At 55.4% G+C, this 12,455-nt stretch carries 12 protein-coding genes and 4 tRNA genes; 14 read left to right on the forward strand and 2 right to left on the reverse strand.

What is annotated here, in order from left to right; all coding sequences use genetic code 11:
- Positions 1-963, reverse strand: coding sequence for a lactate/malate family dehydrogenase (locus CBE74_RS14245; RefSeq protein ID WP_087453350.1), 963 nt, complete (start codon positions 961-963; stop codon positions 1-3).
- A 95-nt stretch (positions 964-1,058) separates the two neighbouring features.
- The gene (locus tag CBE74_RS14250; protein ID WP_087453351.1) at positions 1,059-2,339 is read right to left on the reverse strand and encodes a geranylgeranyl reductase family protein; all 1,281 of its coding nucleotides are present in this window, start codon (positions 2,337-2,339) and stop codon (positions 1,059-1,061) included.
- Positions 2,340-2,490: 151 nt separating this feature from the next.
- On the opposite strand from CBE74_RS14250, the gene CBE74_RS14255 reads away from it, so the two are divergent.
- From CBE74_RS14255 to rplJ, 14 genes are all read left to right on the forward strand, one after another.
- The gene (locus CBE74_RS14255) at positions 2,491-3,510 is read left to right on the forward strand and encodes a polyprenyl synthetase family protein (RefSeq protein WP_087453352.1); all 1,020 of its coding nucleotides are present in this window, start codon (positions 2,491-2,493) and stop codon (positions 3,508-3,510) included.
- Between the two features lie 78 nt (positions 3,511-3,588).
- Positions 3,589-3,673: transfer RNA gene (locus tag CBE74_RS14260), tRNA-Tyr, on the forward strand.
- A gap of 378 nt (positions 3,674-4,051) precedes the next feature.
- A tRNA-Thr gene (locus CBE74_RS14265) sits at positions 4,052-4,124 on the forward strand.
- A gap of 38 nt (positions 4,125-4,162) precedes the next feature.
- Positions 4,163-4,234: transfer RNA gene (locus CBE74_RS14270), tRNA-Met, on the forward strand.
- A 127-nt stretch (positions 4,235-4,361) separates the two neighbouring features.
- Positions 4,362-4,434 (forward strand) — tRNA-Trp (locus CBE74_RS14275).
- 341 nt (positions 4,435-4,775) lie between these two features.
- Complete coding sequence (secE, locus tag CBE74_RS14280; RefSeq protein ID WP_087453353.1) at positions 4,776-5,102, forward strand: preprotein translocase subunit SecE; 327 nt, start codon at positions 4,776-4,778, stop codon at positions 5,100-5,102.
- A gap of 118 nt (positions 5,103-5,220) precedes the next feature.
- Positions 5,221-6,051 (forward strand): transcription termination/antitermination protein NusG, encoded by an 831-nt coding sequence (gene nusG, locus CBE74_RS14285; RefSeq protein ID WP_087453354.1) that lies wholly within the window; start codon positions 5,221-5,223, stop codon positions 6,049-6,051.
- Between the two features lie 297 nt (positions 6,052-6,348).
- Positions 6,349-6,780 carry a 50S ribosomal protein L11 gene (rplK, locus tag CBE74_RS14290; RefSeq protein WP_013910757.1) on the forward strand — a complete coding sequence of 144 codons (432 nt, stop codon included), beginning with the start codon at positions 6,349-6,351 and terminating at the stop codon, positions 6,778-6,780.
- Between the two features lie 78 nt (positions 6,781-6,858).
- Positions 6,859-7,566, forward strand: coding sequence for a 50S ribosomal protein L1 (rplA, locus tag CBE74_RS14295; protein ID WP_013910758.1), 708 nt, complete (start codon positions 6,859-6,861; stop codon positions 7,564-7,566).
- 108 nt (positions 7,567-7,674) lie between these two features.
- Positions 7,675-8,838: a C1 family peptidase gene (locus tag CBE74_RS14300; RefSeq protein WP_233426077.1), complete on the forward strand. Its 1,164-nt coding sequence runs from the start codon at positions 7,675-7,677 to the stop codon at positions 8,836-8,838.
- Positions 8,816-9,013, forward strand: a complete 198-nt coding sequence (locus tag CBE74_RS14305) for a C1 family peptidase (protein ID WP_259493881.1) — start codon at positions 8,816-8,818, stop codon at positions 9,011-9,013. The genes CBE74_RS14300 and CBE74_RS14305 overlap by 23 nt, the downstream gene beginning before the upstream one ends.
- Before the next feature lie 39 nt (positions 9,014-9,052).
- Positions 9,053-10,354 (forward strand): C1 family peptidase, encoded by a 1,302-nt coding sequence (locus tag CBE74_RS14310; RefSeq protein ID WP_087453355.1) that lies wholly within the window; start codon positions 9,053-9,055, stop codon positions 10,352-10,354.
- A 107-nt stretch (positions 10,355-10,461) separates the two neighbouring features.
- Positions 10,462-11,535: an alkene reductase gene (locus tag CBE74_RS14315; RefSeq protein WP_087454826.1), complete on the forward strand. Its 1,074-nt coding sequence runs from the start codon at positions 10,462-10,464 to the stop codon at positions 11,533-11,535.
- A gap of 324 nt (positions 11,536-11,859) precedes the next feature.
- Positions 11,860-12,381, forward strand: a complete 522-nt coding sequence (gene rplJ / locus CBE74_RS14320) for a 50S ribosomal protein L10 (RefSeq protein ID WP_087453356.1) — start codon at positions 11,860-11,862, stop codon at positions 12,379-12,381.
- Positions 12,382-12,455: the final 74 nt, after the last annotated feature.

Below are 12,455 nucleotides of genomic sequence, written 5' to 3' on the forward strand. Positions count from 1 at the left end.
TTATGGGCTGGCGCGTTGTACCGTCTCACGGATGAACTCGGCAGACTTGTGTATTTGCTCCAACTCCCAATCGTTGAGGGTCGGAGGCATCTTGCGGAGGGCGCCGGTATTGCCGATGAGAGTAGGCACGGACATGGAAACGTCGTGGAGCCCATATTCACCATTGAGCGGGGTGCAGATGGGGTGTACGGCATGCTCATTAAGCAACACGCACTTAGCCAACTCGTTAGCTGATCGAGCCACACCAGCATTGGTCCAGCCCTTGGCCAAGAGAACGTCGTAGGCCGCCTTAATCACCCGCTCTTGGATCTCCGGTGCGGTGGGAAGGGGACTGCCACGCCAGGCAGAAAGCTCATCCCAGCTGAGGCCTTGAACGTTGACCCGCGAGAGAATAGGCACCGACGTAGAGCCATGCTCGCCCATCATGTAACCAGTGACCGATTTGGGATCAATGCCAAGCTCAGTGCCTATGATCCAACGCATCCGCGCGGAATCTAGCATGGTGCCAGTTCCAAAGATTTTTTCGGTGGGATAATCAAATTCCGTGGCCGCGATATGCAGCATAGCGTCGAGTGGGTTGGTGATAAAGATGACCACTGCGCCCTTGGTATGCGCTGCGATATTTCCCATAACATCGCGAACCACCGCGCCACTCATCTCTGCAAGCTCGGCTCGGTTCGGCATTCGCTCGGGATCATCGGGATCCGGCAAGATAGAGCCGCCCGCGGCGACGATAATCACGTCCGCGTCGGCACAATCGGAATAGTCGCCTGGGTGGCAGTATGTGTATGAGGTTCCCGGGACACCTGTGGATTGGGCTTGATCTATGGCCTCACCCTTGGATACGCCCAGCTTGATGTCAATCGTGGCTATCTCCGAGTAGAGGCCTGAATCCATTGCGTAGCTAAGAACGTAGGAGCCAACGTGGCCTACGCCAACAACAACTAATTTCGAGGTATGCATACTTTCTCAGTCTAGAAGGCCTCAGGGCGGAGCTCCACCAGAAAAAGCATGGTTAACGCCACATTGCAGTAAAGCTACGCGTGTGCAGAGTTGCCTTATGACCACAACGGGCTATCACGACGCCACCGGCTGACGCCCGCGCCCGTGCCACGCCAGAGACGCGCAACAAGATCACGGTCGGAGTCCGAGACAAGGTTGCCCATGAGCCGTGCAGCCGCTGGCATGATGACGTTTCCCAGCGGTCTGCGTAGAGCGAGCGGACCTGCCATGGGCAAGAACTGCGGATAGGTGAGCAACCGTGCGGCAGTGCGAGCGAGCATGAACGCCTCACCGTAGGTGGAACGCAAGAGTTCTGGCCAGGCCTGAGATAGATCTTTATCGGTGCCCACCAGGCTGACTGCCAGCGCTGCGGTTTCCATGCCGTAGTCGATGCCTTCACCGTTGAGGGGGTTCACACAGGCTGCGGCGTCGCCAATGAGCATCCAGTTAGGACCCGCGACGTTGCTTACCGCGCCTCCCATAGGCAATAACGCGGAAGCGACGCGTTGTGGCGTTCCAAAACCCCATTCCGCGCTGTGCTGCTCAGCGTAGTTTCGGAGAAGTTTTTTTGTGTTCACCTTTGCTGGGCGAGTGTCCGTGGACAAGGCGCCGCAGCCGACGTTTGCGGTGCCGTTGCCTAACGGAAATATCCATCCGTATCCGGGCTGCGTGGTACCTGTATCGTCGCGAAGCTCTAGGTGCGAGTGTATCCATGGGTCATCTGCTCGGGGAGTCTCGCAATAAGACCGCGCTGCAATCCCGTACACCTCGCCGCGGTGCCACTGCCGGCCCAGCAGTTTTCCAAAAGTGGAACGCACACCATCCGCGACAATGACAAAAGTGGGGGCAATGACTCGGCCATCGTCCACAGTGACAGTGCGGATGCGGCCAGCCTTGGGGAACTCACTCGGTGGTTGCGAGCTATGAGGGTCTGCGTCCACGGAGATCGCCGTGACCCCCTGCCATACCAGGACATTATTGTGCTGTTGAGCTGTATTTAAGAGCAGCTCGTCAAACTCTGTACGCGGCATGGCAGAGCCGATCGTTCCAAAGGAAGACGTGGGCCATGGCGCAGTGACCGAACCCCCAAAACCGTGCAGTTTTAGGCCTTGAGAGGAATAGCGAGAGGTGACATCAATCCCAATTTTTTCTAATTGGTGCACCGCGCGGGGCGTGAGACCATCGCCGCAGGTTTTGTCGCGGGGGAAGGTGGCGGCGTCGATAAGCAAAACCGTTAAGCCGCGCTGGGCGGCATTAATAGCTGCCGTGGAACCGGCAGGGCCAGCACCCACCACGAGCACATCTACAGAAAAAACGGAATCATTCACGCGCACCATTGTGACAGCTATGGGCCTTCCTTCACACCCCGGGGTGTGTAAGCATGACAGTTTCGACTACGGTTAGGGGGTTAGTTGTAGAACGTTAAGTGCAGTTAGTTCATCCTAATGCGGGTGGCTGCTGCCATGACCTTGTAAAGGCAGTTTTGGAATGAGCAACGGTGCCGAAGGATTAAGCACGTCCACCGGTACGCGAGTTGACCTCGGTAACCCCGCCCTCAACGAGGATATTTCCGTCGGCATGACTCGTGTCGAGGAACTACTTCAAAAGGAGCTCTCCGTCGGCGAGGACTTCATTGTGGAGAAGGTCAAGCACCTCGCGAAAGCCGGCGGAAAACGTTTCCGGCCCATGTTTGCCCTTTTGGCATCCCAGTACGGGGATCGACCCGTATCTGAGGACGTGATCAAAGCTGCCGTAGTCGTTGAAATGACTCACCTGGCCACCCTCTACCACGATGATGTGATGGATGAAGCCGCTAAACGACGCGGCGTAGAAAGCGCCAACGCGCGCTGGAACAACTCCGTGGCCATCCTGGCCGGCGATATTTTGCTGGCCCATGTCTCGCGACTCATGGCTGATTTGGGCACTGACACAGTACGCCATTTCTCCGAAACCTTCGGCGACCTGGTCACTGGTCAGATGCGGGAAACCATTGGGGTTGGGGACGGCGACCCAATCGAGCACTATATGGCTGTGATTCGTGAAAAGACGGGGGTGCTGATAGCGTCCGCCGGATATCTTGGAGCGCTGCACTCGGGAGCATCTCCCGCTCATATCGAGGCACTGCGGGCATACGGTGCCGCAATCGGCATGGTCTTCCAGATTGTTGATGACATCATCGACATTTTCTCGGATTCTGAAGACTCAGGAAAGACTCCGGGGACAGATCTACGAGAAGGCGTGTTCACCCTTCCCGTTCTGTACGCACTACGCGAGCAAACGCCAGTAGGTGAAGAGCTTCGTGCAACGCTGACGGGCCCAGTGACTGATGACGTGACCGTCGCAAGGGTTCTTGATCTGCTCGCTCAATCCACGGGTCGAGAGCAGGCACTCGCTGATGTTCATAGCTACCTCAGCGAATCAGAGAGTCAACTGGAACTTCTGCCTCAGAATGCAACAACAGATGCGCTGCGCAATCTGGCTCGCTTTACCGTTCAGCGCGTTGGCTAAAAGCAGGTCAGGGCACCGATTTGCCTTTGCCTACTAGATTCGTAGTACAGTATGTAGCGCACCGCGAACGTGGAGCACGCCAGGTTGCCCGAGCGGCCAAAGGGAGCGGACTGTAAATCCGTCGGCATTGCCTACAGAAGTTCGAATCTTCTACCTGGCACCAACTAAGCCTCAGCAGTAAAATGCTGGGGCTTTTTGGCGTCTTCGGGGTGGTGTTGGGTGTGGGGGTGTTGGACGATTGTCGTTTTTGAGAACGCTGAGAAAGGTGAACTGGGCTTTTGTGGGGAGTGGAAGGGCTAGCGTTCTCGAAAACGACAATGGGGCGCGGAATCGTCTGGAAGGCTAGAGGGTCTAGAGGATTTGGGGCAGGGGAGTCGCTGGAGTTCTTCAAAAGGCATCTATAAAGCGTTTCTAGTGGTGAGTTTCAGGCCTCTAAAAGTGCTATGAACTGGTGATTTGTATTAATTGCTCTACTCGGGTTAATCTTTGTGAGGCTTCAACGGAGCGGCCCAGAGAATTCTGGTTCACAACAAGAGGCTGTGCCCCCTTAGCTCAGTCGGCAGAGCGTTTCCATGGTAAGGAAAAGGTCGACAGTTCGATTCTGTCAGGGGGCTCTGTTCTTTTATCTGGCATTGTTCAGATGAGGGAGTGGGGCGGTGTAGCTCAGTGGTAGAGCAAGCGACTCATAATCGCTGTGTCGCGAGTTCAATTCTCGCCATCGCTACTAGGGAATATGCCAAATGGCTATGCACTGGGATGCTTTCCGGTGCTTTTTCCATAGGAATTCCCTTTTGTTGGGCGGTCTAGTAAGGTTGCCCGTGTTGCTTTCGAGTGATCGGAAACAACGGCCTAGGGGCGTAGTTCAATTGGTAGAGCAACGGTCTCCAAAACCGTAGGTTGCAGGTTCGAGTCCTGTCGCCCCTGCAAAAGAAACCGGCAGATGTTCAACATCTGCCGGTTTTTGCTATTGAGGTGTGCGTTTGTCTCGGCTTTGATACTTGGCTTTGACAAATGCTGTTGGGATTAATTCCTAGCCTTAAGGAATTCTGATATAGTCGTCACGATAACTGGGGACGGGTAGTATGCCTATCCTCAAAACAGGGTTCTTTTAGCCGTGCTTGTGCTGCGCGCATGTGGTCTCGTTGCTACGTCGTTTAGCTTTGTGGGCGCGTGCCAAGGTACGGTAACGGTAAAGAGATGCCCGGGAAGCGGCGATGAGTAATTGCGTCGTAGAATCGGCATCGTAGACAACAACGAGGAGAGCTGTGACTGAACAACAGCCTGAGAAGGTGGGCGCTACATCGCGTCCTACCGGTAAACGCCAGCTCGCTGGTGTGAACGCCACCTCCACTTCTTCTTATGAGGCCAAGAAGGTCGCACCTGCGGGAGACAACGAGGGCAAGAAGAACAACAAGGTTGTTGCTTTTGTGCCTGAAGTGGCCTCGGAGATGAAGAAGGTCATTTGGCCTACTGCTAAGCAGATGGTCAACTACACGCTTATCGTCTTTGCATTCCTTATTCTCATGACTGCACTTGTGGCAGGCGTAGATTTTGTTGCGGGGCTGGGAGTTGAGAAGGTCCTTACTCGCTAGGTAGGATGAGCGTAAAGCTACAAACATCCCGTCAGATCCTTTGGATCGGCGGGATAATTTATTGCACGTCTCGGGGTACCATGAATTCCGAACGTCAACACTTCAGGAGAAAAGACACATGAGCGACGAGAACAATAGCGGTTCATTTGCCGAGGCTTTTGACGACGCCGTAGAGGCGACCATCGCCGCGGAGACGGAAGCTGCAGAGGCTGCACCCGAGTTGGACGAGGCAGTTGAGCAACCTGTCCAGGAAGTAGATGCAGAAGCTGCGCTTGCAGGTGCTGTTGAGGATGGCGATGCCGAGTACAAGGCACGCCTGCGCAAGTACACGCGTGAGCTGAAGAAGCTGCCAGGTTCGTGGTACATCATTCAGTGCTATTCCGGCTACGAGAACAAAGTGAAGACCAACCTGGATATGCGCGCGCAGACCCTTGAAGTTGAGGATTCTATCTTTGACGTTGTGGTCCCGATCGAACAGGCTGTTGAGCTTCGCGACGGCAAACGCAAGCTGGTGAAGCGCAAGCTCCTTCCCGGCTACGTCCTTGTGCGCATGGACATTAATGACCGCTCCTGGTCTGTTGTTCGCGACACCCCTGGCGTGACCAGCTTTGTGGGCAACGAGGGCAACGCAACTCCGGTGAAGCACCGTGATGTGGCCAAGTTCCTCATACCTCAGGAGTCTGTGGCTGGCGACGGCGGCGAGAGCAACGCTGTGAACGCTGAGGGTGAGAAGGTTGTGGCCATGCCTGGCGCATCCACCAAGCCTAAGGTTGAGGTTGACTTCCAGGTTGGCGAGGCTGTCACGATTCTCTCCGGCGCGCTGGCTTCTGTTTCTGCAACGATCTCTGCTATCGATACTGAGAACAATAAGTTGCAGGCACTGGTTTCTATCTTTGGTCGTGAGACCCCGGTCGAACTCAACTTTGACCAGGTGGAAAAAGTTAGCTAATGAGGTCGGCTCTTGTCGGATATGACAAGAGCTGGCACCCCGCATGTGGTGCTCGACCTTTTCTCCCGTTTCCCCGCTATCTGCCATGATGTTTTGGCAGGTGGCGGGGTTTGCTGTAGCATGGTAAAAAGCGTGTTTTTTGCGCAAAGAAACGTACATTCCCGGTGGCCGGGTTACGGGCTGAGCAGCAACGCTAGTGTTGCAGCGCAGACTCGGGGCTCGGCATCCGGACGGTGGTAGTGGTTCCTATAACCATCGAATCGCCACTACTACTGTTAACAAGGAAGCAGGTAAACGATGGCTCCGAAGAAGAAGGTCACCGGCCTTATTAAGCTGCAGATCCAGGCTGGCCAGGCTAACCCGGCTCCGCCAGTTGGTCCGGCTCTTGGTGCTCACGGCGTGAACATCATGGAGTTCTGCAAGGCTTACAACGCTGCAACTGAGAACCAGCGCGGCAGCGTTGTTCCTGTTGAGATCACCGTTTATGAAGATCGCTCTTTCGAGTTCAAACTGAAGACCCCTCCTGCAGCTAAACTGCTGCTCAAGGCAGCTGGTCTGCAGAAGGGCTCCGGCGTCCCGCACACCCAGAAGGTGGGCAAGGTCACCATGGAGCAGGTCCGCGAGATCGCTCAGACCAAGATGGAAGACCTCAACGCTAACGACATCGATAACGCTGCTCGCATCATCGCTGGCACCGCCCGCTCCATGGGCATCGTTGTTGAGGACTAATTCCTCAGTTATTCCGTGGTAGGGCCGGCTCCGGCCCGCACACCACACATCCTCATCTAGAAAATCAAAGGATCGACAATGGGCAACAAATCTAAGGCATACCGCGCCGCCGCTGAGAAGATCGACAAGGGTCGTCTCTACACCCCGCTGAAGGCCGCTGAACTGGTCAAGGAGACCTCCTCCAAGAACTACGACGCAACCATCGACGTTGCTATCCGTCTTGGTGTTGATCCCCGCAAGGCTGACCAGCTGGTTCGCGGCACCGTCTCCCTTCCTAACGGCACCGGCAAGACCGTTCGCGTTGCTGTTTTCGCTGAGGGTGAGAAGGCTACCGAGGCTGAGGCAGCAGGCGCAGACATCGTGGGCACCACCGAGCTGATCGAGCAGATCACCGCTGGCACCATCAACTTCGATGTTGCAATCGCAACCCCAGATCAGATGGCTAAGGTTGGCCGCGTTGCTCGCGTCCTCGGCCCTCGTGGTCTGATGCCTAACCCTAAGACCGGTACCGTTACCACCGACGTTGCTAAGGCAATCGCTGACGTCAAGGGCGGCAAGATCTCCTTCCGCGTTGACAAGGCTGCTAACCTGCACGCTGTTATCGGTAAGGCTTCCTTCGACGCTAAGGCTCTCGCTGAGAACTACGGCGCACTGCTCGATGAGATCAACCGCATCAAGCCTTCCTCTTCTAAGGGCATCTACGTGAAGAAGGTCACCCTTGCGTCGACCTCCGGCCCTGGTGTTCCAGTTGACACCTCCATCCAGAAGAACTACACCGCTGAGTAAAAACTCGTAGTGTACATGCTTTAAGCATGGAATACCCTCTGTCCCATATGTTGTGGGCAGGGGGTATTTTTGTGGTTTCTGTAGGCGGTTACGTGTATAACCGTCAGCATGAATTCCTTTGTCCCGCTTAGCCAAGAAACACGTGCGCGTTTGCGCTCGCAGCTAATCGACGATCCTGCTGCAACTCTAGCTCGTAATGCGGTTACGTCCGTGGGCATTAACGACGCCGCACTCAATAGAGAGGCCGTCGTCAAGCTTGATCACACCGTAGAGCACAAGCTTGACTCATTAGCTGTGACGGACCAAAAACGCTCGGGACGCTGTTGGTTATTTGCCGCTTTGAATGTGCATCGTCATGCAGTAGCAAAGAAGCTTAATCTGGAAACTTTTGATTTCTCGCACTCATATGTGCAGTACTTTGACAAGTTGGAGCGAGCTCAGTTCTTTTTAACGGAGATGCGGGAACGCCGCGATCAGGATATTGATGATCGGGTGATTGCTCAGCTGGTGCGCTTCGCGGCTGAGGACGGGGGATGGTATAGCTACGTTGGCAACCTGGTGCGCAAGTATGGTGTGGTTCCGGATTACGCGATGCCAGAAGTTGAGTCGGCGGGGAATACCCGGGAACTGAATCGAGCTTTGGCCCATGTGCTGCGTCGCGGGGCGTGCCGGATACGGGACGCGGAGACGGACTCGGAAGCCGACGACATCATGAATGCGACGATGCGAGACGCGCAGCGCGCGATTACTGTTCACCTTGGGGTGCCGCCAACTGAGTTTATGTGGAAATACCGTACTAAAGACGGTACATTTGTCAGGGAGGGGACGTGTACACCACGTGAGTTTGCGGAGAAATACCTGCCAGGCCTAGACACCATGGTGGTTCTTGCCGAGGACCCACGGAGTGACAAACCAAAGAACACTCGTTTCCTGGTGGAATTGTGCACCAACGTTGCGGGTGCTCAAGAGCATGATTACATCAACGTGGAGATGGAGGTGCTCAAGGAGGCCGTAGCTGCAAGCATCGAAGCGGGGGAGCCGGTGTGGTTTGCGTGCGACGTGAGCCGGCAGTTTAACCGCAAACTGGGGGTGTGGGACACCTCGCTTCTGGACCTGGCCGGCGTGTACGGTGTGGCGCTCGACTCTACAAAAGAGGAACGGTTTATCTCTGGGGAATCGCAGCCGACTCATGCGATGGTGCTCAGCGGCTTTGATCGTCACCCTGATGGGTTCCATACGCGCTTGGCGGGTGGAAAACTCGTGGGGAACTAAGCTGCACGATAAAAAGACAGAGGCTGTGGGCGCAGGATACGCCACCATGTCGGACGAGTGGTTTGAAGAGAATGTTTTCTATGTTGCCTTACAACGCGACTTTGTCCCGGAGAAAGTACACAAAGCTTTGGACATGGAGCCTATCCGTCTCCCGGCTTATGATCTGATGTTTTAGACACCGATACCGCATAAGGCTTAAGGAACTGAAAGACTCATGACTGAACTAACTATGAACTCGGTGTCTGCTACAAATGCCGAGTTACTCAAGGACCCGACTCTGCGGTTAGCACGCAATGCCGTTGCGGTGAGCTCAGCTACCAAGGTTGCGCTCGATCGTGAGGTGCTGCGTTCCCTGGATACAACTGTGTCCACCAGGGTGGATTCTTGGGCGGTGGCCAACCAAAAGAATTCCGGCCGGTGCTGGATCTTCGCGGGTCTGAATTCTTTGCGTGGCGCGATCATGAAGGAAACCGCCATCAAAGACTTCGAGCTATCCCAGACATACATCCATTTTTGGGACAAAGTAGAAAAAGCAAACTATTTCCTCTGCGCAATGGATGAGCTACGCGACCGGGAGCTGACAGATCGGACCGTGGAAAAGCTGTTGCGCGACCCGATCGATGATGGCGGGCAATGGAATATGTTTGTTGCTTTGGTGCACAAATATGGTGTGGTTCCGCAGTACGCGATGCCCGAGACATTTTCTAGCAGCAACACCCACGCCATGAATCGAGATCTGGCCTCTGTCTTACGGCGGGGAGCCCTGCGGATAAGAGAGGGCGTGGCCGGCGCACGGGAAGAAGCGTTAGAAAGCGCTTTTAAGGTGATTACTACACATCTAGGGGTCCCTCCTGAGACATTCCAGTGGCAGTACCGCACCAAAGATGATGCTTTTGTGCGTGAGGGGACGATGTCTCCGCTGGAGTTTGCGCAGCGCTATCTTCCTCATGATCTCAGCGATTATGTGTGCGTGGTCAATGATCCGCGCAATGCATTCGGTGAGCTCTACACAGTGGAATACCTGGGCAATGTTGTTGGGGCGCCACCGGTAACGTACGTCAATGCCCCCATAGAGGTACTGCGGGATGCGGTTCGCGATTCGCTTCTCGACGCCACCCCGGTGTGGTTCGGCTGCGATACCGAGGTACAAGCCTATGCGGATGCGGGCCTGTGGGATGCCCACCTGGTTGATTACGAGGGCCTGTATGGTGTGGATTTTGATATGTCGAAGGCCCAGAGGCTCTTAACGAGTGATTCTTTGATGACTCATGCCATGGTGTTCACCGGCATGGATCTGGCAGAAGACGGCACAACCGTGAACCGCTGGCGGGTGGAGAACTCCTGGGGTGCGGATAAGGCCGATAAGGGGTTCTGGACGATGAGTGATTCTTGGTTCGAGGAATATGTTTTTGAAGTCGCAGTGCCAGCCTCGCGTCTTCCGGAGGAGTATCGCCAGGCGTTAACCAAAACCCCTCATGTTCTTCCAGCGTGGGACCCGATGGGTGCACTGGCGTAAAAAGGCGCGTTGAGCAGGCAGGAATCGTGGCGTGGAATGAGGTGGGTCTTGGAGCTGTTGAAAGGCTGCAAGACCCCCTTCGCATCCAGAGAAAGGCATGCTCCGCCATGACTTCACTTTTTACTTCTGCCCAAGCTGGGGCGTTAATCCTCCGCAACCGGATTACGATGGCCGCGTTAACGCGGCTCCGGGCCGGTGAAGACGGTGTCCCTAGTGCACTGCACGCCGAGTATTACGCGCAGAGGGCGTCGGCAGGCTTGATTGTTACGGAGGGAACATACCCGACGCTTCGTGGTCGTGGATTTAGCGGACAACCTGGCATCGCCGATAGCGCGCAGCAGGAGGGATGGCGCAAGGTCGCTGAGGCCGTGCATGCGGCAGGCGGGAGCGTCGTGATGCAAGTCATGCATGCCGGGTGTATGAGCCATGAGTCGATGAACGGCGGTGTGGCTCCTGAGACTCCTAGCGCACTGGCTTCGGGGACACAGATGCGCACACCTGCCGGAAAAGTTGATCTTCCTGTTCCTCATGCGCTTGAACCAGAGGAACTTGAGCGTGTGAAACAGGAGTTTGTCGCCGCTAGCCGTCGTGCTGTTGATGCAGGTCTCGACGGTGTGGAGCTGCATGGGGCAAATGGTTATTTGCTGCACGAATTTTTAAGTCCGTCCTCTAACGTGCGCACGGATGAGTTTGGCGGCACGCCGGAAAACCGAGCACGGTTTGTGATTCAGGTTGTTCAAGCAGTGGCGGAGGAAATCGGCGCGCACCGGGTGGGTCTGCGTATTTCACCGGAACACAATATTCAAGGAGTAATGGAAACCGACCGCGAGGAGACTCTAGCCACCTATCAGGTGCTTCTCGACGAAATCCGCAACCTAGGACTCGCGTACCTATCGATACTCCACGCGGATTATCGCAGCGACTTTGTCCGCCAGCTGGCAGAGGCCTTTGGCGGATTTGTGATCCTAAACTCAGGTTTTGGCTCTTATACCGAGTATGAAGAGGCCGTTGACATCGTTGAGTCAGGCCACGCGGATGCGGTGGCCGTGGGGCGCGAGCTCATTGCTAATCCTGATCTCGTGCGTCGGTGGCGCGAAGGCATAGCGCTGAATGTTCCTGATCCGGATACCTTTTATGTGGGCGGGCCTCACGGCTATACGGATTATCCTTTTGCGGATTAAAAGCCGAGCTAACGGTGTAGGAACACTACGCGGAGTTCTTTCGATTTGCTAAAGATCGCGTTGTGCACTAGCGTTATCGCTCGAAGTTTGAATGAGTCGAATTCGGCTCGTACTCAAGTTTCACCGAAGACCGTCGGTCAGCCTTAGGCTCGAAGGATTCCAAGAGATTGGAACGGCCCACGCAGGAGACACTTAGAGTTCACACTCCTTTCGGAGTATGTGCGCCCCCTGTGCTCTTGCACGGGGCTTTTTTATTGGCTAGCGCTGGTGAAAAGCCTCGGCGGATCAGATACCCAAGAGATACAAGAGGAAGGAGGCGAAGTAATGGCAAACCCGAAGAACGTATCGTCGCTTGCAGAGCTCAAAGAGCGCTTTGCAGATACCGACTCCATCGTTATCACCGAATACCGCGGACTGACCGTTGCTCAGATCACTGAGCTGCGTCGTACCCTCGGTGCGGATGCGGATGTCCAGTACTCCGTCGCCAAGAACACCCTGCTGAAGCTGGCTGCTAAAGAAGCTGGCGTCGAGGGCCTTGATGATCTCCTCTCCGGCCCGACCGCTATCGCCTTTATTAAGGGCGAGGCTGTTGATGCCGCTAAGGCGATGAAGAAGTTCGCTTCTAACAACAAGGCATTCGTAGTCAAGGGTGGCTACATGGATGGCGATGCCCTGAACGCTGATCAGGTCAACGCTATCGCCGAGCTGGACAACCGCGAGACCACTCTTGCGAAGCTGGCAGGCGCCATGAAGGGCAACTTGGCAAAGGCCGCTGGCCTGTTCAACGCCCCTGCTTCTCAGGTCGCACGCCTCGGCGCTGCGCTTCAGGAGAAGAAGGAAGCTTAGGTCACCGAACTCGGTACCTAAACAAAAACCACATACTTTTGGGCTGGTGCACAGCCCGCAATCGAAAGGATTAC

The sequence above is a fragment of the Corynebacterium silvaticum genome, from assembly GCF_002162115.2.
GTDB classification, from domain to species: Bacteria; Actinomycetota; Actinomycetes; order Mycobacteriales; family Mycobacteriaceae; genus Corynebacterium; species Corynebacterium silvaticum.